General features: G+C 63.5%; 25 protein-coding genes and 1 pseudogene. 13 read left to right on the forward strand and 13 right to left on the reverse strand.

Annotated features, from left to right (window positions below; genetic code table 11):
- Positions 1-82 precede the first annotated feature (82 nt).
- Positions 83-1,798 (reverse strand): PQQ-dependent methanol/ethanol family dehydrogenase, encoded by a 1,716-nt coding sequence (locus tag ABIA40_RS28965; RefSeq protein WP_063822491.1) that lies wholly within the window; start codon positions 1,796-1,798, stop codon positions 83-85.
- Between the two features lie 413 nt (positions 1,799-2,211).
- On the reverse strand, positions 2,212-2,655 hold the full coding sequence (locus ABIA40_RS28970; protein ID WP_404544624.1) for a carbon monoxide dehydrogenase subunit G: 444 nt from the start codon (positions 2,653-2,655) through the stop codon (positions 2,212-2,214).
- 694 nt (positions 2,656-3,349) lie between these two features.
- On the opposite strand from ABIA40_RS28970, the gene ABIA40_RS28975 reads away from it, so the two are divergent.
- The 4 genes from ABIA40_RS28975 (at position 3,350) to ABIA40_RS28990 (ending at position 8,496) form a co-directional block, all read left to right on the forward strand.
- Complete coding sequence (locus ABIA40_RS28975; RefSeq protein WP_225143293.1) at positions 3,350-3,835, forward strand: (2Fe-2S)-binding protein; 486 nt, start codon at positions 3,350-3,352, stop codon at positions 3,833-3,835.
- A gap of 84 nt (positions 3,836-3,919) precedes the next feature.
- Positions 3,920-6,262, forward strand: a complete 2,343-nt coding sequence (locus ABIA40_RS28980; protein WP_157287013.1) for a xanthine dehydrogenase family protein molybdopterin-binding subunit — start codon at positions 3,920-3,922, stop codon at positions 6,260-6,262.
- 13 nt (positions 6,263-6,275) lie between these two features.
- On the forward strand, positions 6,276-7,076 hold the full coding sequence (locus ABIA40_RS28985) for an FAD binding domain-containing protein (RefSeq protein WP_404544627.1): 801 nt from the start codon (positions 6,276-6,278) through the stop codon (positions 7,074-7,076).
- Positions 7,077-7,383: 307 nt separating this feature from the next.
- Positions 7,384-8,496 (forward strand): CaiB/BaiF CoA transferase family protein, encoded by a 1,113-nt coding sequence (locus tag ABIA40_RS28990; protein ID WP_404544630.1) that lies wholly within the window; start codon positions 7,384-7,386, stop codon positions 8,494-8,496.
- Positions 8,497-8,667: 171 nt separating this feature from the next.
- Here the strand turns inward: ABIA40_RS28990 and hppD are convergent, their stop codons facing one another.
- Positions 8,668-9,786 carry a 4-hydroxyphenylpyruvate dioxygenase gene (hppD, locus tag ABIA40_RS28995; RefSeq protein ID WP_404544632.1) on the reverse strand — a complete coding sequence of 373 codons (1,119 nt, stop codon included), beginning with the start codon at positions 9,784-9,786 and terminating at the stop codon, positions 8,668-8,670.
- Positions 9,787-9,907: 121 nt separating this feature from the next.
- On the opposite strand from hppD, the gene ABIA40_RS29000 reads away from it, so the two are divergent.
- Both ABIA40_RS29000 and ABIA40_RS29005 read left to right on the forward strand, forming a co-directional pair.
- A complete protein-coding gene (locus tag ABIA40_RS29000; RefSeq protein ID WP_036016121.1) occupies positions 9,908-10,387 on the forward strand; it encodes an Lrp/AsnC family transcriptional regulator in 480 nt (159 codons plus the stop codon).
- Positions 10,388-10,461: 74 nt separating this feature from the next.
- Positions 10,462-10,773, forward strand: coding sequence for a DUF1272 domain-containing protein (locus tag ABIA40_RS29005; RefSeq protein ID WP_275503139.1), 312 nt, complete (start codon positions 10,462-10,464; stop codon positions 10,771-10,773).
- A 116-nt stretch (positions 10,774-10,889) separates the two neighbouring features.
- On the opposite strand, the gene fahA is transcribed toward ABIA40_RS29005, so the two are convergent.
- The 5 genes from fahA to ABIA40_RS29030 all read right to left on the reverse strand — a co-directional run bounded on the left by fahA (position 10,890) and on the right by ABIA40_RS29030 (position 16,584).
- Entirely contained in the window at positions 10,890-12,158 is a 1,269-nt protein-coding gene (gene fahA / locus ABIA40_RS29010) for a fumarylacetoacetase (RefSeq protein ID WP_271539776.1), read from the reverse strand.
- Between the two features lie 211 nt (positions 12,159-12,369).
- Positions 12,370-13,716 (reverse strand): homogentisate 1,2-dioxygenase, encoded by a 1,347-nt coding sequence (gene hmgA, locus ABIA40_RS29015; protein WP_404544636.1) that lies wholly within the window; start codon positions 13,714-13,716, stop codon positions 12,370-12,372.
- A gap of 2 nt (positions 13,717-13,718) precedes the next feature.
- Positions 13,719-14,675, reverse strand: a complete 957-nt coding sequence (locus ABIA40_RS29020) for an MBL fold metallo-hydrolase (protein WP_404544638.1) — start codon at positions 14,673-14,675, stop codon at positions 13,719-13,721.
- An 18-nt stretch (positions 14,676-14,693) separates the two neighbouring features.
- On the reverse strand, positions 14,694-14,918 hold the full coding sequence (locus ABIA40_RS29025; protein WP_025032749.1) for a DUF2783 domain-containing protein: 225 nt from the start codon (positions 14,916-14,918) through the stop codon (positions 14,694-14,696).
- A 7-nt stretch (positions 14,919-14,925) separates the two neighbouring features.
- Complete coding sequence (locus ABIA40_RS29030; protein WP_404544639.1) at positions 14,926-16,584, reverse strand: FAD-dependent oxidoreductase; 1,659 nt, start codon at positions 16,582-16,584, stop codon at positions 14,926-14,928.
- 111 nt (positions 16,585-16,695) lie between these two features.
- Between ABIA40_RS29030 and ABIA40_RS29035 the strand changes: the two genes are divergently transcribed.
- The 4 genes and pseudogenes from ABIA40_RS29035 to ABIA40_RS29050 all read left to right on the forward strand — a co-directional run bounded on the left by ABIA40_RS29035 (position 16,696) and on the right by ABIA40_RS29050 (position 18,677).
- Positions 16,696-17,238, forward strand: coding sequence for a MarR family winged helix-turn-helix transcriptional regulator (locus ABIA40_RS29035; RefSeq protein WP_271539781.1), 543 nt, complete (start codon positions 16,696-16,698; stop codon positions 17,236-17,238).
- A gap of 90 nt (positions 17,239-17,328) precedes the next feature.
- Positions 17,329-18,048: a class I SAM-dependent methyltransferase gene (locus ABIA40_RS29040; RefSeq protein WP_404546385.1), complete on the forward strand. Its 720-nt coding sequence runs from the start codon at positions 17,329-17,331 to the stop codon at positions 18,046-18,048.
- A 107-nt stretch (positions 18,049-18,155) separates the two neighbouring features.
- Positions 18,156-18,239 (forward strand): annotated as a pseudogene (locus ABIA40_RS29045) (MarR family transcriptional regulator); the annotation flags it as partial.
- Positions 18,240-18,320: 81 nt separating this feature from the next.
- On the forward strand, positions 18,321-18,677 hold the full coding sequence (locus ABIA40_RS29050; RefSeq protein WP_244941474.1) for a hypothetical protein: 357 nt from the start codon (positions 18,321-18,323) through the stop codon (positions 18,675-18,677).
- Between the two features lie 46 nt (positions 18,678-18,723).
- Here the strand turns inward: ABIA40_RS29050 and ABIA40_RS29055 are convergent, their stop codons facing one another.
- A complete protein-coding gene (locus tag ABIA40_RS29055) occupies positions 18,724-19,128 on the reverse strand; it encodes a VOC family protein (RefSeq protein ID WP_157287005.1) in 405 nt (134 codons plus the stop codon).
- A gap of 215 nt (positions 19,129-19,343) precedes the next feature.
- Between ABIA40_RS29055 and ABIA40_RS29060 the strand changes: the two genes are divergently transcribed.
- Entirely contained in the window at positions 19,344-19,619 is a 276-nt protein-coding gene (locus tag ABIA40_RS29060; RefSeq protein ID WP_157287004.1) for a hypothetical protein, read from the forward strand.
- A gap of 41 nt (positions 19,620-19,660) precedes the next feature.
- Here the strand turns inward: ABIA40_RS29060 and ABIA40_RS29065 are convergent, their stop codons facing one another.
- From ABIA40_RS29065 to ABIA40_RS29080, 4 genes are all read right to left on the reverse strand, one after another.
- Positions 19,661-20,677, reverse strand: a complete 1,017-nt coding sequence (locus ABIA40_RS29065) for an adenylate/guanylate cyclase domain-containing protein (protein WP_404544644.1) — start codon at positions 20,675-20,677, stop codon at positions 19,661-19,663.
- 270 nt (positions 20,678-20,947) lie between these two features.
- A complete protein-coding gene (locus ABIA40_RS29070) occupies positions 20,948-21,127 on the reverse strand; it encodes a hypothetical protein (RefSeq protein ID WP_271539786.1) in 180 nt (59 codons plus the stop codon).
- A 107-nt stretch (positions 21,128-21,234) separates the two neighbouring features.
- Positions 21,235-22,071 carry a hypothetical protein gene (locus tag ABIA40_RS29075; protein ID WP_271539787.1) on the reverse strand — a complete coding sequence of 279 codons (837 nt, stop codon included), beginning with the start codon at positions 22,069-22,071 and terminating at the stop codon, positions 21,235-21,237.
- A 180-nt stretch (positions 22,072-22,251) separates the two neighbouring features.
- A complete protein-coding gene (locus ABIA40_RS29080; protein WP_404544647.1) occupies positions 22,252-23,058 on the reverse strand; it encodes an N-acyl homoserine lactonase family protein in 807 nt (268 codons plus the stop codon).
- 346 nt (positions 23,059-23,404) lie between these two features.
- Here ABIA40_RS29080 and ABIA40_RS29085 point away from each other — a divergent pair, with 346 nt between their 5' ends.
- Positions 23,405-24,967: a caspase family protein gene (locus ABIA40_RS29085; protein ID WP_271539789.1), complete on the forward strand. Its 1,563-nt coding sequence runs from the start codon at positions 23,405-23,407 to the stop codon at positions 24,965-24,967.
- Between the two features lie 147 nt (positions 24,968-25,114).
- Positions 25,115-25,786: an OmpA family protein gene (locus tag ABIA40_RS29090; protein ID WP_157287232.1), complete on the forward strand. Its 672-nt coding sequence runs from the start codon at positions 25,115-25,117 to the stop codon at positions 25,784-25,786.
- Positions 25,787-25,900: the final 114 nt, after the last annotated feature.

Here is a 25,900-nt window from a genome sequence, read left to right on the forward strand (position 1 = left end):
CCAGGCATCGGCCGATGCCGCAGCTAAAGTCCGGAGAAAGCGCGCGCGTATCCCGTCACCTCGAGGATACGCGCGCGAGTTGTCACTGGACGGAGAACACGAAGAGCGAGCCGCCCTCGGGGGCTGCGGCCGTCATCTTCTTTCCTACCTCGCCCAGGAACGCAGGCAGCGCAGCGGTGCGGCCGACGACGATGGCGACATATTGCTTGCCGTCGACCTGATAGGTCACCGGGCCTGCGCCGATGCCGGAGCCGAGATTCTTGCTCCACAGCACCTTGCCGGACTTCGCATCGATGGCGCGGAAGTCGCCATGGATGTTGCCGGCAAACACGAGGCCGCCGCCGGTGGTCAGCGTGCCGCCGTTGAAGGGCAGGTCTTCCTTGATCGACCAGACCTTCTTCTGCGCGACCGGATCCCAGGCCACGAGCTCGCCGAGGAAGCCGCCGGGGCCTTCCTTGGTCGGGAATTCGGCGCCGAGATAGAACACGCCGCGCTTGTAAGTGACGTCGCTGACCGACCAGTCCATGCAGACGTTGTTGGAGGGGATGTAGACGAGGCCGGTCTGCGGGTTGAACGACATCGGCTGCCAGTTCTTGCCGCCGATCAGGTTCGGGCAGATGTCCTTGGCGGGATGGCCCGGCCCGGGACGCTTGTCGGGATCCTCGACCGCGCGCATCGTGGCGACGTCCCACTTCTTGGCCCAGTTGGAGAACACGTATTTCTCCGCCGACAACACCTTACCGGTCTCACGGTTGGCGACGAAGAAGAAGCCGTTGCGGTCGGCCTTCATCAGCGTCGGAACGGTGCTGCCGCCGATCTTGAGATCCGCGAGCACGGCTTCGTTGACGCCGTCATAGTCCCAGGCGTCGGCCGGCGTGGTCTGGATGTGCCACTTGATCTTGCCGGTGTTGGGATCGAGCGCGAGCGTCGAGGCGGTGTAGAGGTTGGTCAGCTTGCCGAAATTGCCGTCGCCGGTCGAACGCACCGCCGTGTTCCACGGGGCCGGATTGCTGGTGCCCCAATAGACCGTGTCGGTCTTCGGATCGTAGGAACCGACCAGCCAGGCTGCGCCGCCGCCATGCTGGGCGGAGTCGCCCTTCCAGGAATCGCCGCCGGGCTCGTCGGGGGACGGAACGGTGTAGGTCTGCCACACCTGCTTGCCGGTGTTGATGTCGAAGGCCAGCAGCGCGCCGCGCACGCCGTATTCGCCGCCGCCGAAACCGGTGATGACCTTGTCGCGCACGACGAGCGGCGGCGAGGTGATGACCGAGCCCTGCTTGTAGTCGACCACCTTTGCCGTCCACAGCGACTTGCCCGTCGCGGCATCGAGCGCGGTCAGCTTGCCGTCGAGGCGGCCGACGAAGATCTTGCCGTCGGCATAGGAGACGCCGCGGCTGTTCACGTCGCAGCAGGCGTATTGCAGCACGTCCTCGGGAATATCGGGCTCCCAAGTCCATTTGCGCTGCCCCGTCGCGGCATCGAGCGCATAGACGTATTTCGGACCCCACGAGCTCGAAACGTAGAGCGTGTTGCCGATGACGATCGGCGAGGATTCGTTCGAACGCAGCGACGCCAGCGAGAAGGAGTAAGCGAGGGTCAGCTTGCCGGCGTTCTCGGTGTTGATCTGCTTGAGCGGGCTGAAGCGCGTGTTGCCGTAATCGTGGCCGGCAACGGCCCATTGATTCGAATCGGATTGCGCCTTGAGCACCGAATCGTTGGCGCGAACGCCCGGTGTAACGGCGGCGAGCATCGCAATCATGGAGATGCCGGCCAAGAAGCCCTTCGTTCCAAAGGTCATGTATTCCCTCCGCGATGTTGTTGTGCACGCCTCGTTGGGCGCCTGAGCGCACTGCGCTCGTGATGCGCAGTTCGCCTGCGAGCCATCGTTCGAAATTACAGCATCGCCGTTTCGCGCTTAGTATAGGCGGAAGGTAGTAGTGCAAATCATCGGCGGCTTTCGCCGCTCATCTCGTTGTCGCGCCTTGCGTCTTGTCCTTGTTTTGCTGTTCGAAATGCGTCATCGAACTTAGGCAGCATCGCGCCGCGAGCGGAAGCCGCAGCGTTCACTGCCGTAGGGTGGGCAAAGGCGCGCTTCTCGCGCGCCGTGCCCACCACCTCTCTCGATCATGAAGAGTCGTGGGCACGCTTCGCTTTGCGCACCCTACGGCACCTGGAATTGCATCTCCGAATTCAGGCGGCATCGCGCATCGATCACGATGATGGCGCTACCACGCCGGCAAAACTTTCGAAGAAGCTCGCGGCGAGTTTTCGCGACGTCGAGTCGATCAATCGCGAGCCGAGCTGCGCGAGCTTGCCGCCGATCTGCGCGTCGGCCTCGTAGTGCAGGATGGTGACATCAGGGGCTTCTTCCTCCAGCCTGACCTTCGCGCCGCCCTTGGCAAAGCCGGCGACGCCGCCGGCGCCTTCGCCGACGATGCGATAGCCGTTGGGCGCATCGATATCGGTCAGCGTGACCTTGCCGCTGAACGTCGCCTTCACCGGACCGACCTTCAGCACCACCGTCGCCGTCATTTCGGTCGGCGACGCCATCTCGAGCGATTGGCAGCCGGGAATGCAGCGCCTGAGAATTTCGGGATCGTTGAGCGCAGCCCACACCGTGTCCTTCGACGCCGGGATCCGCTGACTGTCGTTCATCTGCATCGCTTCCACCCTTGTTGCCGTTGCCTGTACGGCTCGACTAGGGGGACGGGCGGCTGCGATCTATCGCCAGGAAGTAGTAGTCCTGCTTTCCGTGACCATTCACACGATGTCATTCCGGGGCGCGCCTGTTGGCGCGAGCCCGGAATCCATTTCTCCACGGACTCTGCGGCTCGATGGATTCCGGGCTCCCTCGCTCCGCTCGGGCCCCGGAATGGCGGAGTGGACTGTCCTGACCGACGCGGCTTGACGGCGGCACTTCGCTGCATCGCCGTAAGCAAAATCAATGGCTTAAGCTGTCTCGTCCTACTACCAAGATCGCGATTACAAAGGCGGGGGCGCATGCTCCTATTCGCGCAACGAGCACGGCATTCAAGGGAGGAACGACGCCCGACCGGGCCTAGGTCCAGGGCAAGCGGCGAGATGACCACGGCACGCGCGACCAGCTCACGCGCCTATTGCGGCGGCAGCGAGCACGCCATCGCAGATGCTAGCTGCGACTTTCCGTGTGTCTCCCACAATGTCGCAGCACGTGATGGCGGCGGCACGAGACGTCGTGGCCGAATCGCAGATCGGCGACCGTCACCACGATGACCCTTCCATGACCGCGTTCAGCAAAAACCCAGTTGCAAAGTTTCGTTTGCGCTGTCTCTAATTAGAACCAATCAAAATCACTTTGGGAGGACTTCAAGTGTCTACAGTCAAACTGACGGTCAACGGCAAGGCCGTTGCTGTCGATGTCGAGGACCGCACGCTGCTGGTCCAGCTCCTGCGCGATCACCTCAACCTGACCGGGACCCATGTCGGCTGCGACACGAGCCAATGTGGCGCCTGCGTCGTGCACATGGACGGCCGCGCGGTGAAATCCTGCACCATGCTGGCGGGGCAGGCCGACGGCGCCAATGTCACCACGATCGAGGGCATCGCCAAGGGCGACGAACTGCACCCGATGCAGGCCGCCTTCCGCGACAATCACGGCCTGCAGTGCGGCTATTGCACGCCGGGCATGATCATGTCGGCGATCGACATCGTGCACCGCCATGGTGGACAGCTCGACGAGGCGACCGTCCGCACCGAGCTCGAAGGCAATATCTGTCGCTGCACCGGCTATCACAACATCGTCAAGGCGGTGCTGGACGCCGCCGGCCGCATGAAGGTCTCGCAGGCGGCCGAGTAAGCGGCGCGCCTCGAAACAAGAACAACCGTCGCAGCCGTCGTTGGACGGCGCGATCAAGGAAATTTCCGGTCGGGAGGACCAGACATGGGTGTTGAAGGCATCGGCGCACGCGTCGTGCGCAAGGAAGACAAGCGTTTCATTACCGGCAAGGGCCGTTACGTCGACGACATCAAGTTGACGGGAATGACCCATGCCTATTTCATCCGCAGCCCGCACGCGCACGCCAAGGTCAAGAAGATCGACTCGTCCGCGGCGCTGAAGATGCCGGGCGTGGTCGCCGTGCTCACCGGACAGCAACTGGTCGACGACAAGGTCGGCAACCTGATCTGCGGCTGGGCCATCACCTCCAAGGACGGCAGCCCGATGAAGATGGGCGCATGGCCGGCGATGGCGCCGGAGACGGTGCGCTTCGTCGGGCAGGCGGTCGCAGTCGTGATCGCCGACAGCAAGAATCTCGCGCGCGACGCGGCGGAAGCCGTCGTGGTCGACTACGAGGAGCTTCCCGCGGTCGCCGACATGCACGCCGCCATCAAGCCCGGCGCGCCGCAGCTTCATCCCGAGGCTCCCGGCAACCAGGTCTATGATTGGGTGATCGGCGACGAGGGCGCGGTGAATGCCGCCTTCTCGAAAGCCGCCAATGTGGTGAAGCTCGACGTCACCAACAACCGCCTCGCGCCGAATGCGATGGAGCCGCGCGCGGCGATCGCCGATTACGACACCGCGGAGGAGCACTTCACGCTCTATACGACGTCGCAGAACCCGCACGTCGCGCGTCTCGTGCTCTCGGCGTTCTACAACATCGCCCCCGAGCACAAGCTGCGCGTGATCGCGCCCGACGTCGGCGGCGGCTTCGGCTCCAAGATCTTCATCTATCCCGAGGAGATGGTGGCGCTGTGGGCCTCGAAGAAAGTCGGCCGTCCCGTCAAGTGGACCGGCGACCGGACCGAAGCCTTCCTCACCGACGCGCATGGCCGCGATCACATCACCCATGCCGAGATGGCCTTCGACGCCAACAACAAGATCATCGGCCTCAAGGTGAAGACCTACGCCAATTTCGGCGCCTACATGTCGCTGTTCTCGTCCTCGGTGCCGACCTATCTCTACGCGACGCTGCTGTCGGGCCAGTACAACATCCCGGCGATCCATGCCGAGGTGATCGGGGTCTACACCAACACCACGCCGGTCGACGCTTATCGCGGCGCGGGCCGGCCCGAGGCGAGCTATCTGATCGAACGGTTGATGGAGACGGCGGCGCGGCAGCTGAACGTCGATCCGGCCCAGTTGCGCCGGACCAACTTCATCACCCAGTTCCCGCACCAGACGCCTGTCATCATGGCCTACGACACCGGCGACTTCAACGCTTCCCTCGATGCGGCGATGAAGGCGATCGACTATGCCGGCTTCCCTGCCCGCAAGGCCAAGGCGAAAGCCGACGGCAAGCTGCGCGGCATCGGCGTGTCCTGCTACATCGAGGCCTGCGGCATCGCGCCGTCGAAGGCGGTCGGCAGCCTGGGCGCCGGCGTCGGCCTATGGGAATCGGCCGAAGTGCGCGTCAATCCGGTCGGCACCATCGAGATCCTCACCGGCTCGCACAGCCACGGCCAGGGTCACGAGACCACGTTCTGCCAGCTCGTCGCGGAGCGCCTGGGCGTTCCGATCAGCCAAGTCTCGATCGTCCATGGCGACACCGACAAGGTCCAGTTCGGCATGGGCACCTACGGCTCGCGCTCGGCGGCCGTCGGCCTCACCGCGATCCTGAAGGCGATGGAGAAGATGGAATCCAAGGCCAAGAAGATCGCCGCGCATGCGCTGGAGGCGTCGGAGGCCGACATCGTCATCGAGAACGGCGAGTTCAAGGTAACAGGCACCGACAAGGCGATCGCCCTACCGATGGTCGCGCTCGCGGCCTACACCGCGCACAACCTGCCTGACGGGATGGAGCCGGGTTTGAAGGAGAGCGCCTTCTACGACCCGACCAACTTCACCTTCCCGGCCGGCGCCTATATCTGCGAGCTCGAGGTCGATCCCGGCACCGGCAAGACCTCCTTCGTCAACTTCGTCGCGGCCGACGATTTCGGCCGGCTGATCAACCCGATGATCGTCGAGGGCCAGGTCCATGGCGGCCTTGTGCAGGGCATCGGGCAGGCGTTGCTCGAGCATGCGATCTACGATGCCAACGGCCAGCCGGTCACGGCCTCGTTCATGGATTACGCCATGCCGCGCGCCGACGACGTGCCGTCGTTCAACCTGTCCCACACCACGACGCTCTGCCCGGGCAATCCCTTGGGCATCAAGGGTTGCGGTGAGGCCGGCGCGATCGGCGCATCGGCGGCCGTGATCAACGCGATCACGGATGCGATCGGCAAGAACAACCTGGAAATGCCCGCAACCCCGGACCGGGTGTGGCGCACGATCCACGCGGCTTAAGGGAGGACCGAAGATGTACCAGACCACCTATCATCGCGCCTCCTCGGTCGACGAGGCCGCCAGCCTGTTCGCAAAAGGCAGCGAGTCGAAGTTCCTCGCCGGCGGTCAGACGCTGCTGCCGGTCATGAAGCAGCGCCTCGCAGGTCCCTCCGACGTCATCGACCTCGGCAGGATCAAGGAGCTGCAGGGCGTCGAGCTGTCGGGCGACACGCTGACCATCAAGGCGGCGACGACCTATTACGACATCATGACGAATGCCGATGTGAAGCAGGCGATCCCCGCGATCGCCTATCTCACCTCGGTGCTCGGCGACCCCGCCGTGCGTTATCGCGGCACGATCGGCGGCTCGATCGCCAACAACGATCCGGCTGCGGATTTCCCGGCGGCGCTGCTCGCGCTCGGCGCCACCGTGAAGACCAACAAGCGGTCGATTGCGGCGGATGATTTCTTCCAGGGCCTGTTCACGACGGCGCTGGAAGACGGCGAGATCATCACCGCCGTGTCATTCCCGGTGCCGGCGAAGGCAGGCTACGAGAAGATGCGGCATCCGGCCTCGCGCTTTGCGCTCACCGGCGTGTTCGTGGCGCAGACCAAGTCGGGCGAGGTGCGGGTCGCCGCCACCGGCGCCTCACAAACCGGCGTGATGCGGGTGGGCGCGATCGAGGCGGCGCTGAAGGCGAACTGGTCGCCGTCGGCGATCGACAGCGTGACGATTTCGGCGAACGGATTGCTGGCCGACATCCACGGCACGGCGGAGTATCGCGCCAATCTGATCAAGGTGATGGCACAACGCGCGGTCGCCGCTGCGCGCTGACGGTTCGGCTAAAGCGCGATGCGATTGGGATGAATCGTCATCGCGCTTTAGGTTATTGTTCCAGCATGATCCTTTCGGAAAACCGCTACGCACTTTTCCGGATCATGCTGTAGCGTCTCCACGCAAATTTTCCGCGGCGCGCACTTTAGTGCGCGCCGCTTTATTTTGGCCGTGCGGCATGAAAACCGCTTGCCTCGCTGGCGTGAAGGCGAGAAAAGTTAATCGGCCGATTAACTCGCTCAACAGAAGAAACGTCAGAGGCAATTGCCGACGCCGGCATGCGCCCGCGACCCGAGGAAACAACAACGTGCTCGACAAACCAGCCTCCACCTCCTCCGTCCGCGCTTCCGGCCCGCTCTCGGGCTTCCGCATCGTCGAATTCGCCGGCATTGGGCCCGGTCCGTTCGCCTGCATGATGCTGGCCGACATGGGCGCCGACGTCGTCACCCTCGACCGCGTCGGCGCCAAGAAGAGCATGAAGTCGGTGGCCGGGCGCGGCCGCAAGGTGATCGAGCTCGACCTCAAGGACAAGGCGGCGATCGCGCAAGTATTGGATCTGCTCGCGAGCGCGGACGCGCTGGTCGAGGGTTTTCGCCCCGGTGTGATGGAGCGGCTCGGCCTCGGGCCGGACGTCGTGCTCGCACGCAACCCGAAGCTGGTCTATGGCCGCATGACCGGCTGGGGCCAGGAGGGCCCGCTCGCCAACGCCGCCGGCCACGACATCAATTACATTTCCATCACCGGCGCGCTCGCCGCGATCGGCACGAAGGAAGCGCCGGTGCCGCCGCTCAATTTGGTCGGCGATTTCGGCGGCGGTGCGCTCTATCTCGTCGTCGGCGTGCTCGCGGCGCTTCTGGAAGCGCAGAAATCGGGCAAGGGCCAGGTGGTGGACGCGGCAATGTGCGACGGCGCGGCCTCGCTGATGTCGTTCTTCTTCGACATGACCACGATGGGACGCTGGACCGAGGGGCGTAACCAGAACTTCCTCGACGGCGGCGCGCATTTCTACGGCGTCTACGAATGCGCCTGCGGGCACTTCGTCTCGATCGGCTCGATCGAGCCGCAATTCTACGCGCTGCTGCGCGAGCATGCGGGCCTGACGGATGCGGATTTCGACGCGCAGATGGACCGCAAGGCCTGGCCGGCGCTGAAGGAGAAGCTGAAGGCCGTGTTCAAGAGCAAGACGCGCGAGGACTGGTGCAAGATCATGGAAGGCACCGATATCTGCTTCGCGCCGGTGCTGACCATGTCTGAGGCGACACAGCATCCGCACATGGTCGCCCGCAACGTCTTCATCGAGCGGCACGGCGTGAAACAGCCGGCCCCGGCGCCGCGGTTCTCGCGCACGCCCTCGGCGGCACGCGAGCCCGAGGCGGCGGAGATCGGGGCGGTGATGACGGCGTGGCAGGCGCCGAAGTAATTTCCGCGGTCATCCCGGGACGCGCGGGGCGCGAGCCCGGGATCCATAACCACAGTCGCGTAGGGTGGGCAAAGGCGCGAAGCGCCGTGCCCACGTCTTCGCATCAATTAGGCAGGACGTGGGCACGCTTCGCTTTGCCCACCCTACAGCAGTGTGCGTGACGGCGGCAGCCTACGCCGCGTCCCCCACTTTCAACACCCCGCGCCGGATCTGGTCCTCCTCGATGGATTCGAACAGGGCCTTGAAATTGCCCTCGCCAAAACCGTCGTCGCCCTTGCGCTGGATGAACTCGAAGAAGATCGGGCCGATCGCGTTGGCCGAGAAGATCTGCAGCAGCACCTTGGTCTGGCCGCCGTCGACCACGCCCTCGCCGTCGATCAGGATGCCGTTCTTCTTGAGCCGGGCGACATCCTCGCCATGCTTGGGCAGGCGCGTATCGATCTTCTCGAAATAGGTGTCGGGCGGCGACGGCATGAACGGCAGGCCGGCCTCGCGCAAACCTTCGATGGTGCGGTAGATGTCGCGGCAGCCGCAGGCGATGTGTTGGATGCCCTCGCCGCGATAGGTCTGCAGATATTCCTCGATCTGGCCGGAATCGCCGGCGTCCTCGTTGATCGGAATGCGGATCTTGCCGTCCGGGCTGGTCAGCGCCCGCGAGAACAGGCCGGAGGCGCGGCCCTCGATGTCGAAGAAGCGGATCTGGCGAAAGTTGAACAGCTTCTCGTAGAAGCCGGCCCAGACATTCATGCGGCCGCGATGGACGTTGTGGGTGAGATGGTCGAGATAGAACAGGCCGGCGCCATGCGGCTTGGGATCGCGCGCGCCCAGCCATTCGAACTCGGCGTCATAGGCCGAGCCCTTGGCACCGTAGCGATCGACGAGATAAAGCAGGCTGCCGCCGATGCCCCTGATCGCGGGCACGTCGAGCGTCTTCTGCGTCGATGACACATCGGCCGGCTCGGCGCCGAGCGCAATGGCACGGTCATAGGCCGCCTTGGCATCGACGACGCGAAACGCCATCGACGGCGCGCAGGGGCCGTGGGCGGCGACGAACTCATAACCGTGAGTGCCGGGCTCCTCGTTGACGAGATAGTTGATGTCGCCCTGGCGATAGACCGTGATCTTCTTGGTTCTGTGGCGCGCGACGGGCGCATAGCCCATCAGCTTGAACAAAGCGTGCAAGTCTTGCGGATTGGGATGCGCGTATTCGACGAACTCGAAGCCGTCGGTGCCCATCGGGTTGTCGGCAGTGATCGTGGCCGGCGGTGCATCGTGCGGAAACGGTCCCATGGTGTTCTCCCGAATGGCTGCTGACAGGAACTATCCTTCATAAGCCATGCAATGAGCGTGCAAACGAGGCGGGCTTTGGCTATTCTATGCACGATCCGTGCATGAAATGGATGAAAGACGCATGATTTCTGTTGACGCCTTCGACCTCAGGATTCTCGGCGCGCTTCAGGACGATGGCCGCCTCACCAACCAGGAGCTCGCCGAGCTCGCGGGCCTTTCAGCCTCGCAATGCTCGCGGCGGCGGATGCGGCTGGAGGAGGAGAAGGTGATCGCGGGCTACCACGCCGACCTCTCCAGCGAGGCGCTCGGCTTCGGCGTGATCGCCTTCATCCAGGTGGGACTGGCGACCCACTCGCCGGACAATTCCAAGCGTTTTCGCGCGCTGGTGAACCGGATCGATGAGATCCAGGAGGCGTATTCGCTGACGGGCGATGCCGACTATGTGCTCAAAGCCGTGCTGCGCGATCTCAAGGGCCTATCCAACCTCGTCAACGACGTGCTGATGCCGCACCAGAGCGTGGCGCATGTGCGCTCCTCGATCGTGCTTGATAGGCTGAAGGAGAGCTCGAAGCTGCCGCTGAAGGAGATCAAGCCCGGCTGAAATCGAGGGAACTACGGCATTCGCGCTGGCTGCACGATCTGCGATGATCGCAGCTCTAGTTGCGGAGATTCAACATGGCACTCCAGCTGCGACCGAACTGCGAATATTGCGATTGCGATCTGCCGCCCGACGCGACCAATGCGCGGATCTGCTCCTATGAATGCACGTTCTGTGCGGACTGCGTCGAGACCAAGCTGTTCAATGTCTGCCCGAACTGCGGCGGCGGCTTCGCCCCGCGCCCGATCAGGCCGGCGCAGGAATGGCGGCCGGGCGTATGCACCGCCAAGCAGGCGCCGTCGGACAAGCGGGTGCATTTGAAGTACAGCATGGAGGACGTCGCGGCGCATTGTGCGCGGGTGCGCGACGTGCCGCCGGAGAGGCGGTAGGCTCCATCCACGCCGTCATTGCGAGCGCAGCGAAGCAATCCAGACTGTCTCCGCGGAGGGATTCCTGGATTGCTTCGCTGCGCTCGCAATGACGGAGGTTGTGGCGGCGCCTTCGGCTATTCCGCGGCCACGATCGTTCCCTCGACCTCGCCGAACCCGACGCGGTAGCCATTGCCCTGGCACCAGCCACGCATGACGAGGCTGTCGCCGTCTTCCAGGAACGAGCGCTTGGCGCCGCCGGGCAGTTCGACCGGCTCGGTGCCGTTCCAGCTGATCTCGAGCAGGCTGCCGCGCTGGTTCTTCTCCGGGCCGGAGATGGTGCCACTCCCTAGGAGATCGCCGACATTCATGGCGCAGCCTGAGGAGGCGTGGTGCATCAATTGCTGCACCGAGGACCAGTACATGTACTTGAAATTGGTGCGGCTGATGCTGGCGGGCGCGTTGGCACCGGCGGCGCGCAAGGAGACGTCGAGCGCGACATCGTAGTTCTGCGGCCTCGTCTGCTTGAGATAATCCAGCGGCACCGGCTGCTGCTCCGGCCCGTTCAGGCGGAACGGCTCCAGCGCCTCGCGCGTCACCACCCAGGGGCTGATCGAGGTCGCGAACGCTTTTGCCAGGAACGGACCGAGCGGCACATACTCCCATTGCTGGATGTCGCGCGCGCTCCAGTCGTTGAGCAACACGAAGCCGAAGATCATCTCCTCGGCCTGTTGCTCGCTCAGCATGCCGCCCATCGGCGACGGCTGGCCGATGACGACGCCCATCTCCAGCTCGAAATCGAGCCGCTTGCACGGCGCAAAGCTCGGCAGCTCCACATTCGGCGGCTTCAGCTGCCCGCGCGGCCGCTTCACCTTGGTGCCGGAGACGACCACGGTGGAGGCGCGGCCGTTATAGGCGATCGGCATGTGCAGCCAGTTCGGCTGCAGCGCATTGTCCTTGCCGCGGAACATCACGCCGACATTGGTGGCGTGCTCCTTGGAGGAATAGAAGTCGGTGTAGCCGGAGACGGTGAAGGGCATGTGCAGTTTGGCATCGCGCATGGGAACGAAAGCGCGCGAGCGCAACTGCTCGTTATCGCGAAGCTCGGGATTGTCGTGCCGCAACAGCTCGCTGATGCGCGCGCGGGTTTTCGACCAAACCTTTGGACCCAGATGCATCAGGGCGTTTAGTCCTACAGCAAATGTGCCGGGATCGCCCGCACTGATCACGCCATCTTGCTCAAGCTCCCAGAGATCGAGCACGTAGTCGCCAATCGCTACTCCGAGGCGCGGTGCGCGCTCGTCGTTTGTCGAGAACACGCCATATGGCAGGTTCTGGATCGGGAAGTCCGAGCCGGGATCGACGGCGATGAAGGAGCGGAGGCTGGGGTCGTTGGGGTGGGGCATTGGTTTCCCGTGGGCGCAGCGGTGAGGGTGTCACCCTCCCCTGGAGGGGGAGGGTCGGCTCATATTGAGCGCAGCGAAATATGAGACGGGATGGGTGATCTCTCCACTCGGGCAGTTTTCCTTGCGGAGAGACTGTCACCCCACCCCGCTACGCATTCCGCTTTCGCTGGATGCGTAGCGACCCTCCCCCTCCAGGGGAGGGTAAGAGGCATCACGGCTTTGTCGGATCGAAGCGCTTCTCCAGGCCTTTCCAGCAATCGGCGTAATCGTCCTGCAGCGTCGAGGACTTCGCCGCATGGGCGGTGACGCGCTGCGGGTAGCGGGTCTCGAACATGAAGGCCATGGTGCCGGTCAGCTTCACCGGCTTCAGTTCGCCGTTGCTGGCGTGCTCGAAGGCGTCGCGGTCGGGGCCGTGCGGCAGCATGCAATTGTGCAAGGAGATGCCGCCGGGGACGAAGCCCTGCGGCTTGGCGTCGTAGACGCCGTAGATCAGGCCCATGAACTCGCTCATGATGTTCATGTGATACCAGGGCGGACGGAAGGTGTTTTCCGCGACCATCCAGCGCTCCGGGAAGATGACGAAATCGATATTGGCGGTGCCCGCGGTCTCCGAGGGCGAGGTCAGCACCGTGAAGATCGAGGGATCGGGATGGTCGAAGCCGATCGCGCCGACGGGCGAGAAGGTGCGCAGATCATACTTGTACGGCGCGTAATTGCCGTGCCAGGCGACGACGTCGATCGGCGAATGCGGCAGGGCCGTCTTGAACAGCGAGCCACCCCATTTCACGTAGAGCTCGGTCGGCGTGTCCTTGTCCTCGTAGTTTGCCACCGGCGTCAGGAAGTCGCGCGCATTGGCAAGGCAATTGGCGCCGATCGGCCCGCGCTCCGGCAGCGTGAAGGCGCCGCCGTAATTTTCGCAGAGATAGCCGCGCGCCGGCCCATTCGGAATCTCGACGCGGAACTTGACGCCGCGCGGGATCACCACGATCTCGCCGGGCTCTGCATCGATGCGGCCGAACTCGGTGACGAGGCGCAGATTGCCCTGTTGCAGCACGAACATCAGCTCGCCGTCGGCATCGTAGAAATGCTGATCCACCATCGACTTGGTGATGAGATAGACATGCGCGGCCATGCCGGCTTGCGTATTCACATCCCCCGCCGTCGTCATGGTCTGCACGCCCTGGATGAAGGTGACCTCCTCCTTCGGCAGCGGCGTCGGATCCCAGCGCAGCTGCGCGATCGGCAGGTCGTATTCGTGGCACGGCGCCGAACGCCACAGCCCGGCGTCGACCTTCTCGAAGCGGCCGGAATGCTTCACGGAGGGGCGGATGCGGTAGAGCCAGGAGCGCTCATTGCTGCCGCGCGGCGCGGTGAAGGGCGAGCCCGAGAGCTGCTCGGCATAGAGCCCGTAGGCGCAGCGCTGCGGCGAGTTGCGCCCGATCGGCAACGCGCCCGGCAGCGCCTCGGTTTCGAAAGAATTGCCGAAGCCGGACATGTAGCCCGGCGTCACCTGGGCCGAGCTGCGGATGATCTGATCAGGCGAGGTATCGATGTTCATGACTATCCTCCTCCTTGCAAGGCGGCCCACATTTCCTGGTCGCGCTTGTCGGTCCAGATCACGGGGTCGTCTATACCGGATGCTTCGTCGTAGGCGCGCGACACGTTGAACGGCAGGCAGTGCTCGTAGATGGCAAAGCTCGAGAATTTTGGATCCATCACCTCGCGCGTCGCCGCCATCGATTCCTTTAAGCTGCGGCCCTTGGCGACCGAGATTTCGGCGGCACCATAGAGCGAGGTGACGAAGTCGCGCGTCATCGCGATCGCCTCGCGCACCGTGGCGGTGCCCTTCAGCGCATCGCCGCGGCCCGGCGCGATCGCCTTCGGATTGAAGTTGCGGATCTCGTTCAGCGTCATCGGCCATTCGCGCAAATGCGCATCGCCGCAATAACAGGCCGAGTGATATTCGATGAGGTCGCCCGAGAACATCACCTCCGCATCCGGCACCCAGCCGACAATGTCGCCCGAGGTGTGGCCGGCGCCCAGCTGCATCAGGCGCACCTCGCGCTTGCCGAGATAGATCGTCATCTCGCCTTCGAAGGTCAGCGTCGGCCAGGTCAGGCCGGGAATGCTCTGCGCATCCTGGAACAGGCGCGGAAAGCGGCCGTACTCGGAATCCCAATCCTGCTGGCCGCGCTCCGCAATCAGCCGATGAGTCTCCTGCGAGGCGACGATGCCTTGTGCCTTGTAGGCGGAGGCCCCGAGCACGCGAACGGCGTGATAGTGCGACAGCACGACATATTTGATCGGCTTGTCGGTCACCGTGCGGACCCGCTCGATCACCTTGTTCGCCATGGCCGGCGTCGCCTGCGCGTCGAACACGAGGCAGCCATCGTCGCCGACGATCACGCCGGTGTTGGGATCGCCCTCGGCGGTGAAGGCATAGAGATCGTTGCCGATCTCGGAGAAGGTGATCTTCTTCTCGGAGAGATCGCCGGTAGATGCGAAGTTTTTCGCCATGAATTCGTCCTTACAGGGCTATTGTTGTTGCTGTTGTTGCTGCTGGCCGTCGATCATGCGGCGCTTGGCGAGTCCAATCGCTTCGCGCAGCACGTCGATGTCGCCGATATGGTTGGCGAGGATCAGAACCAGCGCCGCGTCGAAATCGGCGCTCTGCTCCTCGGTCAGGCCGCGATGCGCCTCGACGATGGCACGGAACGCATCGTCGGGGCGCGCGAAGTTCGAGCTGGTGGAGAGCGGCATGCCAACCTCAATACAAACCTTCGGCTCGCGCCAGCGCCGCCGCGATCGCCGAACGCGTCGGATGACGGAAGCGCGCCGCGACATAACCGTCGGGCCTCAGCAGATAAGCGGCACCGGGCACGGCGCCGTAGCGCTTCGCGACCAGGCCCGAGGGATCGGCAAATTCACCGTCGGCACCAATGCGGATGCCGTTGATACCATCAGGCGCATCGATCGGCGCACCATTGCTGAACGACAGCAAGGTGAAGTCCGTTCCAGCCCTGCGGAAAGCGTCGGTCAGATAGATCTGCTCGCCGGCGCGCGTTGCGACGGGCGCGTCGAGCATCGAACAGCCGGGTGAGGGCCCAGCGCGCCATGTCTCCGCATCAAGCGAAGACAGCGGCGAGTGATAGCTGCAAGGCACCGACAGCCTGCCGCCATTGACCATGCGCTTGCCGAACTCGGTCTCCTTGGCCAGTGACAGCACCGCCTTGCGCAGCCGCGCCTCCTGATGCGAGTTCGGCGCCATGAAGTCAGTCGAGCGGGTGGATTCGCGAATGTTCTCGTCGGCCGCCATGCTGCGCTCGAGATGATAGCTCTCCAGCAAGCCCGCGGGCGATTTGCCGCGCAGCACGCGGTCGAGCTTCCAGGACAGATTCTCCGCGTCTTCGAGTCCCGAGTTCGCGCCACGCGCGCCGAAGGGCGAGACCTGATGCGCGGAATCGCCGGCGAAGATCACGCGGCCATGGATGAAGCGGTCCATCCGCCGGCATTGGAATTTGTAGAGCGAAATCCACTCGAATTCGAACTTGTCGTGGCCGAGCATGCGCGCGATCCGCGGCCGCACGTTCTCCGGCTTCTTCTCGAGGACCGGATCGGCATAGCGATTGAGCTGGAGATCGATACGCCAGACATCGTCGGGCTGCCGGTGGAGCAGCGCCGAACGCCCGGCATGGAACGGCGGATCGAACCAGAACCAGCGCTCGGTCGGAAATTCCGCGGTCATCTTGACGTCTGCGATCAGGAACTGATCCTCGAACACCTGGCCGGCGAATTCCGCCCCGACCATCTGCCGCAGCGAGGAGCGCGCACCGTCGCAGGCTACGACATATTGCGCATTCAGGCGGTAGGCGCCCTCGGGCGTCTCGATCGTCAAAAGCGCGGAATCGTTGCGCTGCTCGAGCGCTGTCACCTTGTTGCGCCAGCGCAGGTCGATCTCCGGCAGCTCGTTGATGCGATCGACCAGATAGGCCTCGGCGTAATATTGCTGGAGATTGATAAAGGCCGGCCGCTTGTGACCGTCTTCGGGCAGGAGGTTGAACTGGTAGAGCTGCGACTCGCCATGGAAGATGCGGCCGACACTCCACACCACGCCCTTCTCGACCATGCGGTCGCCGACGCCGAGCCGGTCCCAATATTCCAGCGAGCGTTTCGAGAAGCAGATCGCGCGCGAGCCTTCGCCGATGCGGTCGGCATCATCAAGCAGCACGACGCGCTGACCGCGCTGGGCAAGGTCGATCCCCAGCGACAACCCGACCGGGCCCGCGCCGACGATCACGATCGGATGCGCCGCGGGGCTCGAGCCGGGGCGGTCCTGATCGGGGTGACGGCGGTAGCCGAACTGGGTCTTGGCTTGAGCGGTCTTGGCGTTCAGGGTTTTGGCTTGAGGGGTATTGGCCGGCGCCATACACGAACCTCGGCTCTGGTCAGGACAGGATCGATCTGCTAGATAGTCTCACGTGCAACTATTCTGGACCGGAGCCGGCCGGCCGTCAACTGGAATTCGGAGGCGCTCTCCTTGGCGAGGACATCCAGCGACATCGCGCTCAAAGCGCGCGCGGCCGACGAGGCTTCGGCGCAGCCAAAGCCGCGGCTCGATCTGTTCAAGTTCGTGCCGTTCCGCCTCAACCGGCTCGCGGCGGAAGTCAGTTCCGCGCTGTCGGTCGAGTATCAGGAGCGCCACGGCCTCGACATTCCGGCCTGGCGCGTCATCGCCACGCTCGGCTTCCGCAATGATGCCTGCAGCGCGCAATACATTTCGCAATGCACCCGCACTCACAAATCCACCATCAGCCGCGCGGTGACGACGCTGCTCAGCGACGGCCTGATCGAGCGGGTCGAGAACGAAGCCGACCGCCGCGAATTCCGCCTGCAACTGACGAAAAAGGGCCGCGCGCTCTACGAGGAGCTGTTCCCGCAATTGCTGCGGCGGGAGGACGAGATCCTCGCCTGCCTCTCCGCGCAGGAGCGCAAGCAGCTCTCGGCCCTGCTTGGCAAGATCGAGCAGAGCCTCGATCTGATCCAGACCAGCGAAGAGGCGGATGCGAAGCAGGCGTATTAGGGCGCCCACCCATAGGGCGCAGACGTCAGCTTTTTGGGAGTCCGGTTGAGAAAGCTAGGTAGGACCGTGACGGCAGCAACGTATATTGCGATGCTACTTGTGGCGTTTGCCGCGACTCGCGCACACGCCGCTGACATAGGTCATCTGGCTCCCCCTGGAGTCGCTGCAAACGAGTTTCCCTCACCCCAGCGTCCTGTCGCGCGGATCGTCAGCCCGCGCCGCTCCGCCGAAGAGCGCCGCGACGCCCTCAATGAGGCCGGTCAAATCGCGCGCGTTCTTGAACTGAAGCCAGGTATGACAGTCGGCGACATTGGAGCAGGCAGCGGCTACCACACGGTCAGGCTCTCGCACCTCGTCGGCCCCGCCGGCTCTGTCGTTGCCCAGGACGTCACGCGGGATTACCTCGTCGAACTCGCCAGGCGAACAAGACTTCTGAAGTTGACGAACGTGCAATTCGCGCTCGGCGAACCACACGACCCGCGTCTGCCCGCTTCCTCGCTGGACGCCGCAATCCTTGTGCATATGTATCACGAGATAACCCAACCGTATGCCTTCCTCTACAATCTCGCGCCCGCCTTGAAGCAAGGTGCGCGGGTCGGAATTGTCGATCTTGAGCTTCCGACCTCGAAGCATGGCACGCCAATTGAGCTCTTGCGCTGCGAGTTGGCCGCCCTCGACTATCGCGAGATCGCCACTTATAAGCTCGCAGGGGACGGAGGATACCTCGCAGTATTCTCTCCTCCGGAGCTGGCGGCTCGAAAGTCTCCTCGCGACATCGTTGCTTGCCCGGATCCTGCCGGTGCTCGTTGACATCGCGTCCGCCGCCCGTCTCGGCGCGTAGGATCGGTTGAGCCCTTGCGAAACCCATCATGCGTCATCGCGGATGGATCGATGGGTTTCGCAAGGGCTCAACCCATCTACGAGCTCTGCTCGGCAAGACCGAGCAGAGCCTCGATCTGATCCAGACCAGCGAAGAGGCGGATGCAAAGCAGGCGTATTAGCGGACGATATGTTGATTCATATCAATGGTCATCCCCGACCCCTAGAGATCAATTGCCGCTTGATCCCGACGGGAGACGCGCATGCGGATATTAGCTCTCGCTGCTGTCGTGAGCCTGACGCCGGCCACGGCCTTCGCCATCTCCGAGTGCAGGGTCACCGGCAATCCATCCGTGTTTGGCGTGGACATGACGGCCTACTTCGCGGTCAGGTCGGGCGAAACGTGCAATTTCCCGATGCGAATTCCGGGAGCGATGCATCGCTCGGGCGTGTCCCGGAAGCCCGCGCACGGGACGCTCAGACAGGTCAACGTCACGACGTTCAGGTATACCGCGGCATCCGGCTACAAGGGCAACGATACGTTCGCCATCTATGGTGAAGGAAAGGGTCCATACGGCTCGGGCCGATCGGTCATGACGGTGAATGCAACGATCGAATAGGAGCTACGAACGAGCCGTCGTTGAGCGAGCCGCAATGTCCTGCCTGTCAAGCTCGAATAGGCTGCCCAATTCCAAGAAGGTTGCCTTCGCTGTCGCGGAACCATGCGCCTCTCTCACCGATGCCCTTGCTTGCGTAATTCCCAGCTATCTCGGCGATCCCGTCAACGGTCTTCAGGCCGGGCAAGTCGTATTCCTCGAACTTTACTCCCCTTGCACGAAGTTCCCGCACCGTCGATTCGATGTCCTCGACTTCCCAGCCCATCTGCGTGTGCGTGCCGGATTGCACTCCGGCCGAGATGAATATTGCAAACTCTCCGCTTGCGCAGACGTAGCGCAGACCACCTTCGCGCTGTTCGACCGGGTCGAGCCCGAGTTTCTCGGAATAGAACGCCCGCGCCCGATCTAAATCCTTGGCTGGAAGACGGGCGGCGACCTTCGCTTTTTCTAGCATCCTTCTCTCCTTCTGAGTTCGTCGGGGCGTCATTTGTCGGGCCGTGCTGACCGGATAGCGGCATGATGGGCCAACTCCGGACTTGCGCAGTGCAGCAGATGCCGACCGGTCGCCAGGGAACGACCTACATGTAACCACTGGGCAGAGCATCTGGCGCTTCTGAATTTGGCGACCAACTAAGTTTTGTGGACCGCGCCTGATCCCGTGAGGAAAACATGATCATTGTCCTCTACGTCGCCGCAGGCCTCATCATGGCCGTCGGAAGCCTCTTTTTCGCGTGGCGAAACAGGGAATTTCGCAAATTCTTGGCAGGCGCGTTCTTTGTATCATCAGGCATCTTGTTCTATCTCTTTGTCGCCGAAGTTTCTGTGCCTCTGTTGGGAACAGACTTCGTCGAGACACCGCTGGTCAGCGGCGGCCGTTCCGTCGTCCATTTCATTCTCTTCTTGGTCTGCCTTTACTTTGGCTTCATCAGGCAGCCGAAGACCTAGAGTTCACCTCAATCTTTCGTATTGCTACTGAGCAAGAAGGCTCACGCGTCGGTCAACGGACGGCGCTCGACGGCGAGCACGTCGATTGGCGCGCGGCGTCCGCGCAACCGCGTTGGCCCCAATGGTTCGACCACAAGGTCGGCGGTAGGGTTCGCCAAGCGCAACAGGTCGGCTGAAACGAGCAGGGGTCGATCGATCTCCTTGCAATGCTCCTGCAACCGCGCCGCGACGTTCACGGTATCGCCAAAATAGGCAATCTGTCGGCGTGAATCGCCGCATTCGCTGATCGCCACCAAGCCGGCGTGCATTCCTCCGCGAAAGCGTGGCACTATGCCGAATTCGCGAACATAGAAAGCGGCGTGGTCGACAATCCTGTCCTGGATGGCGAAGAAGCAACCGATACAGCGCCGCGCCGACAGATTGGCAGTCACCCGCCATGTAACGATAACCTCGTCCCCGACGTAGGCGTGCACCTCGCCGCCATGAGCGAGGATGACTTCGTCAATGTCGAAAAAGACGCGGGTGAGAAGCTCCTGTATTCGCAACTCGCCCATCGACTCGGCGAGTGATGTCGAGCCTACAAGATCGAGAAACAATAGCGCGCGCTCTTCACGCGTCGGACGCCGGTATCGGCCGAGAACGACGCTGAGAAGAACACGGCCGCCGATAAGCCGTATCAATTCGTAGGCCGAGCTGATCAGCATTGACATCAAGAAAGCGACGCCGACGATGCGAGGCAGGCCCGCCGCGAGCCACGCGGCGTCAATCCGGTGTCCATAGAGTGCGGCTTGCAGCCCAATCGCAGCCGCCGCGACCACGATGGCCATGACGACAGATTTGACGAGCAGTTCGCCGACGAGCGGCCATTTCGTCACCCACGCGCTGCTGCGCGAGGTGAAATGGAGGTGAACCGCCCAAGCCGCGAGTGCGACACCCATCCCATGCAGGCCGCTGCGGAGGTAGTTTGCAAGCGTAGCTTCGCTCGGGTCGTCGACAATGTAACGATAGATGCCGCCCGCAAGCAATCCTATTGCAGCCAATACGATAGTGGGCGCCAACGATCTCCGCATGTCGCTTCCACAGTCAGCGGGGGCAGAACAAGTATCACGTCGCTTCGCGCCGTTCAGCCTACATCAATTTGAGCCTTGATCGGCAATTTCACAATGCGGAGCATTGGCAGCTTCGGGGCATTCGAGACAGGCCAGGTCTGCTCTACTCTCGAAGCGGACGCGGTGAACGATCTGCTCTGTCGCCTGGTGCGTTGGCTATCGTGATGCCACGGCGTGAGTGAGGCGGTCGATCGCCGCACTGCCCGGCAGCGATTACGCTTACCCGTGTCTTCGCACGTAGAGCGCGATAAACCGATCGATCATCGGGTTGATCTGCTCCGGCACCTCCAGCGACAGGAAATGCCCCGAGCCGACGGCCTTGGCCGTGACCAGTTGCGGACACAGCGCCGCAAAACGATCCAGATCCGCGAGCCGATGGGCCGCTTCGATGTAGAGCACTGGGACCCGGCACGCCTGGGCGCACTCACGCGCCCGATGCACATCCCAGGGGAAGCGTGTGGCGATGAGACGAGACCACAGAGCGCGCGGCCCTCGACGCTGTTCAGTCAATTCACGCCATCATTCCGCGGCTGGTCGTCGATGGCTCGATCGGAGACCCGAGCCTGGACGTCACTGTCTTCCGGCGTGATCGAGACACTCGCCGCGCCGGCTGCCTCCTCCGCTGATAGCGACGGTGATTGGGGCCGACCTTCGGCGCGGTTGCCACGGAAACGGCGATGTAGCTTCTCACCCTGGTCGAAAATGATGTTGAGCAGCCATCCTGCGATCGGTCGCGCGATTGAACGAAACGGCCTGGCAATGATGAAACCGCCTTTGACATTCTCGATCGGGAAAGCCAATGCGTTGACCAGAGTGTCGGCGGTGACGTACCGATAATTTTCTGCCAGATGCTCGGTATTCATCAGCATCTGGATGGCAGGCTTGTCGTTCTCACCGTCGATCAGGATCATCGAGGAAAATTTGTCGTCCGAACCGGTCAGTGCATTGGCCTCAGCCGTTGTGACGGGATGCAGGCGCACGACGCCAGCTTCGGTTTGTTGGCGGTAGTGCACGGCCAGCGTAAGCTCGCCCATCTGCACCGCAACCAGCAGCGTACTGAGATAATCGGCATTAGGCTCAGGCTTCTCGAAACTGACGCCAGGGACCATTTCGATGATATCGAGAATGCGGCCTAGATCAGCGGCGGCCGCGGCGCGGCCGGCGAGACTCGCGGCCAAGTCGGCAATTGCCCTGGAAGCTTTCGAGAAATGCCCGCTGGCGCCTTTCATGGCGTCGGCAGCAAGGTTTTTGAGTTTTGAAAGCACGCCGAACACCGTTGTGAATGTCAGGCACAACCTAGAAATGACAAATGAATACGTCAATCGGCGTGCACGATCGCGCATCCCCGGGCCGATGCTTTACATCGTCCCGAGCGACGAAAGTCGCTACCCTCACTTGCCGAAACCTACTTCGCCGCCGTCACCACGAGGGACGGACCAGGTCAGGCACGGCCGCGACGGCGCGGGGTCGGCGTGAGGCCGGGAAGGCGGGTGACCACATTTGTCTCCAAAGTGACGATATCGTCACGTCGCGAACGACCGCGTCGGCGGCAAATGCAGCGCCCAGGCATCGACCTCATCGCTGGCGCGCGGATAGATCTCGGTCACGATCGGATCATGGCCGGGGATGAACCTGTCGGGATGGCCGGCGAGGCGCTCGATCGTGTCCCAGCCTTGCGCCATGTCGCCGACATTATAAACGATCGGGAACGGGCTCCGGCGCTGCAGATTGGCGTAGTAATGCGCGGCATCGGAGGCCAGCACCACGGAGCCGCGCGCGGTCTCGACCTTCACCACCTGCAAGCCATCGGAATGGCCGCCGACGCGGTGCACGGTCACGCCGGGAGCAACCTCGCCGTCGCCGGAATAGAAGGTGACGCGCTCGCCATAGACGTGGCGCACCATCAGCGTGACATGCTCGACCGAGAACGGGTGGCGCAGCAGGCCGTTGCACATGCAGCGTCCGGTCGCGTAGGCCATCTCGCGCTCCTGCAGATGGAAGCGCGCGTTGGGAAAGCGGTCGAGATTGCCGGCATGGTCGTAATGCAGATGCGTCACGATGACGTCACGAATGGCTGACGCCGCGACGCCGAAACGCTCCAGCGCATCGACGGGATTGAGCGTGAGCTTGCGCGCCCGCGCGCTCGCCTCCTCGGCGTTGAAGCCGGTATCGACCAGAATGTCGCGGCCGTGCCCTCTAATCAGCCAGACGAAATAATCGAGGTCCTGCGCCGCGCTGTCATGCGGGTCGGGCACGAGGAAGTTCATGTGGGGGGTGCGCGGCGACATCGTCGCATAGCGCAGGGCGTAGATCTCGTAGACGTTTCCCATGGGCTCGCTTTTTTTAGAGTTGGATCTTGGACGATCGCGCACACCAAGCCACCACCGGCAGGAAAGGTCAAACCCGGAGGCGAGGCTGCAATGTGAGATCGATCACGTCTTCACCCGCCCTGGCTGCGCTAAGGTCCGCCGACAGCATCGAGGTACCGAGGACCGTCATGACAACCCCATCCATTCCTCTCGCGGCATGCCCATCCGCTGCGGTCCATCATCGGGATAAGGCCGTATCTCCAAGCGGTTGACGCCCTCCGTCCCCGGTTTGATAATGAGGTAAGCGTAAGTTAAGGTCGCCGCGGCGCAAGCTGGAACGGCGCCTTTTGGCTGGACCGCGCTGATTATGAAAATTCGCTTCTTTTTTCTTCTGCCCTTGCTGATCTCGCTCGTCCCGACGGCCCCCTCGCTTGCGGCCGGCGACCGTTTTGCGCTGGTCATCGGCAACGCCAAATATCCGGATGCGGATGCCCCGCTGAAGGAACCGATCAACGATGCGCGCGCCGTCGCCGACGAGCTCAAGCGCGACGGCTTTTCGGTCGAGCTCGGCGAGAATCTGACCGGCGACGCCATGCGCCGTGCCTTCGATAAGCTCTACGGCAAAATCAAGCCGGGCTCGGTCGCGCTGGTGTTCTTCTCGGGTTTCGGCATCCAGTCCGCCCGCCAGAGCTATTTGCTGCCGGTGGATGCGCAGATCTGGACCGAGTCCGACGTGCGCCGCGATGGCTTCAGCCTCGAGACGGTCCTCGGCGAGCTCAACACCCGCGGCGCCGGCGTCAAGATCGCGCTGGTCGATGCGTCCAGGCGCAACCCGTTCGAGCGCCGGTTCCGCAGCTTCTCAGCGGGCCTGACCCCGGTGATCGCCCCGAACGGCACGCTGGTGATGTACTCGGCGGCACTGGCCTCGGTGGTCTCGGACGCCGGCGGCGACCGCAGCCTGTTCGTCCAGGAGCTGCTGAAGGAAATCCGCGTTCCCGACCTGATGGCCGAGGAGACGCTGAACCGCACCAAGATGGGCGTCACCCGCGCCTCGCGCGGCGAGCAGGTGCCGTGGATTTCCTCGTCATTGGCCGAAGATTTCTCGTTCATTCCGGGCGCCGGCGGATCGCGTCCGGCAACGCCGCCGCCCGCGCCTCCCGCCGCGCCGGCTGTCGTCGCCAACAACCCGCCGCCCGCCCCTCCCGCACCGCCGACACCACCGCCGCCGCCGAAGCCGGCCGACAGCGCGGCTGCAGCTCCCGCTCCTGCGCCTCCGCCACCTGCGGCTCCAGTCGCGGCACCGGCGCCCGCGCCTGCTCCCACGCCGAGGCCGCAGATCGAGGCCGCCCTGCCCCCGCCGCCACCGCCGGTGAAGCCGGTTGATCCCGCTCCCGCGCCGAGCACGGACGGTGGGCCGAGCGCTGCCGCCCTGGCTGACGATCCCACGATCAAGAGCCTGACCGCCAAGATTGCCGCCAACCCTGACGACGTGAACGCGCTGTACCGCCGCGGCCAGGTCTATGCCAGCAAGGGCGCCTACAGCCTCGCCATCAAGGATTTCGACGACACCCTCCGGATCAATTCGAAGGACGTCGAGGCCCTCAACAACCGCTGCTGGACCCGCACCGTGGTCGGCGACCTCCAGGCCGCGCTGAAGGATTGCAACGAGGCGCTGCGGCTGCGGCCGAACTTCGTCGATGCGCTGGACAGCCGCGGGCTCGTCAATCTGAAGTCGGGCGCGGTGAAGAATGCGATCGCCGATTTCGACGCGGCCCTGAAGATCAACCCACGCCTGACCTCCTCGCTCTACGGACGCGGCCTCGCCAAGCAACGCAACGGCTCGACCCAGGAGGGGGCGCTGGACATCGCCAATGCCAAGGCGATGGATCCGAACATCGTTCAGGAATTCGCAAGCTACGGAGTGCGCTAGTATTTTTTTGAGTTGGGCCCCCGTCCAAGGCTCGAACCTTGAACAGCCCTGGGAAGACCAATGGGCGGATGCCGCAACAGGCCTTTTCGGGGGCGTGTTGCTTGAATTTTGAGAGCACGTGAGCTGGCTGCGCAGGAGGGACTGGGAATGAGATCGGCTGCAAATTGGCTTACCGCGATTCTGTCCATCATCACCGTCGGCGCCGCGCTGTCGCTGCCGACCTCGGCCACATATGCGGGCGATGACGGCAACAGCAAGAACGTCACCGAGGACGAGATCGTCCGCGCGCTGGCGCCGGCGCCGAAGAAGCCCCTGACCCGCGGCCTCTCGATCGGTCCGCAGACCGAAACCGCACCGAACGCCGCGGAGACCAAGCTGCTGCAGTCGGTGCGCGGCCGCTCGACGCGGTCGCTGTCGTCCATCGAGCGCGAGGAAATCGCCTCCGCGGCCAAGGACAAGCCGAACATCGATCTCGAGATCACGTTCGACTACAACTCCGCCAATATCAGCGCCAAGTCGCTGCCCTCGGTGCAGGCGCTCGGCCGCGCGTTGACCAGCCCGGACCTGAAGGGCTCGACCTTCGTGGTTGCCGGCCACACCGACGCCGCCGGCGGCGAAGCCTACAACCAGGACCTCTCGGAGCGTCGCGCGGATTCGATCAAGCGCTACCTGGTCGAGAAGTACAGCATTTCCGCGACCGATCTCGTCACCGTCGGCTACGGCAAGAGCAAGCTCAAGGACCCGAACCAGCCGCTGGCGGAGGCCAACCGGCGCGTGCAGGTCGTCAACATGGAAAACAAGACCACCGCATCGAAGTGAGCACGACGAATCCATTGCCAGTGACAAGTCGTGATGTCGTGTAAGGTCTCGTTTCCAAAGCGCGTCCCGCAGCCTTGCGGGACGCCGCTTCATGTCAGAAAAGCGCTCCGTTTG

Origin of the sequence: Bradyrhizobium sp. USDA 223 (assembly GCF_044909005.1) — a bacterium.
GTDB classification, from domain to species: Bacteria; Pseudomonadota; Alphaproteobacteria; order Rhizobiales; family Xanthobacteraceae; genus Bradyrhizobium; species Bradyrhizobium yuanmingense.

Excerpts from the sequence above, each read along its gene's own strand:
- ABIA40_RS29090 (WP_157287232.1), top strand. The coding sequence starts at position 25,115 with ATGAGATCGGCTGCAAATTGGCTTACCGCGATTCTGTCCATCATCACC.
- ABIA40_RS29060 (WP_157287004.1), top strand. The coding sequence starts at position 19,344 with ATGATCATTGTCCTCTACGTCGCCGCAGGCCTCATCATGGCCGTCGGA.
- ABIA40_RS29080 (WP_404544647.1), bottom strand. The coding sequence starts at position 23,058 with ATGGGAAACGTCTACGAGATCTACGCCCTGCGCTATGCGACGATGTCG.
- hmgA (WP_404544636.1), bottom strand. The coding sequence starts at position 13,716 with ATGAACATCGATACCTCGCCTGATCAGATCATCCGCAGCTCGGCCCAG.
- ABIA40_RS29005 (WP_275503139.1), top strand. The coding sequence starts at position 10,462 with ATGGCACTCCAGCTGCGACCGAACTGCGAATATTGCGATTGCGATCTG.
- ABIA40_RS29050 (WP_244941474.1), top strand. The coding sequence starts at position 18,321 with ATGCGGATATTAGCTCTCGCTGCTGTCGTGAGCCTGACGCCGGCCACG.
- ABIA40_RS29025 (WP_025032749.1), bottom strand. The coding sequence starts at position 14,918 with ATGCCGCTCTCCACCAGCTCGAACTTCGCGCGCCCCGACGATGCGTTC.
- ABIA40_RS29030 (WP_404544639.1), bottom strand. The coding sequence starts at position 16,584 with ATGGCGCCGGCCAATACCCCTCAAGCCAAAACCCTGAACGCCAAGACC.
- hppD (WP_404544632.1), bottom strand. The coding sequence starts at position 9,786 with ATGGGACCGTTTCCGCACGATGCACCGCCGGCCACGATCACTGCCGAC.
- ABIA40_RS29075 (WP_271539787.1), bottom strand. The coding sequence starts at position 22,071 with ATGCGCGATCGTGCACGCCGATTGACGTATTCATTTGTCATTTCTAGG.
- ABIA40_RS29085 (WP_271539789.1), top strand. The coding sequence starts at position 23,405 with ATGAAAATTCGCTTCTTTTTTCTTCTGCCCTTGCTGATCTCGCTCGTC.
- ABIA40_RS29000 (WP_036016121.1), top strand. The coding sequence starts at position 9,908 with ATGATTTCTGTTGACGCCTTCGACCTCAGGATTCTCGGCGCGCTTCAG.
- ABIA40_RS28970 (WP_404544624.1), bottom strand. The coding sequence starts at position 2,655 with ATGAACGACAGTCAGCGGATCCCGGCGTCGAAGGACACGGTGTGGGCT.
- ABIA40_RS29020 (WP_404544638.1), bottom strand. The coding sequence starts at position 14,675 with ATGGCGAAAAACTTCGCATCTACCGGCGATCTCTCCGAGAAGAAGATC.
- fahA (WP_271539776.1), bottom strand. The coding sequence starts at position 12,158 with ATGCCCCACCCCAACGACCCCAGCCTCCGCTCCTTCATCGCCGTCGAT.
- ABIA40_RS29055 (WP_157287005.1), bottom strand. The coding sequence starts at position 19,128 with ATGCTAGAAAAAGCGAAGGTCGCCGCCCGTCTTCCAGCCAAGGATTTA.
- ABIA40_RS28965 (WP_063822491.1), bottom strand. The coding sequence starts at position 1,798 with ATGACCTTTGGAACGAAGGGCTTCTTGGCCGGCATCTCCATGATTGCG.
- ABIA40_RS28985 (WP_404544627.1), top strand. The coding sequence starts at position 6,276 with ATGTACCAGACCACCTATCATCGCGCCTCCTCGGTCGACGAGGCCGCC.
- ABIA40_RS29040 (WP_404546385.1), top strand. The coding sequence starts at position 17,329 with ATGCTACTTGTGGCGTTTGCCGCGACTCGCGCACACGCCGCTGACATA.
- ABIA40_RS28980 (WP_157287013.1), top strand. The coding sequence starts at position 3,920 with ATGGGTGTTGAAGGCATCGGCGCACGCGTCGTGCGCAAGGAAGACAAG.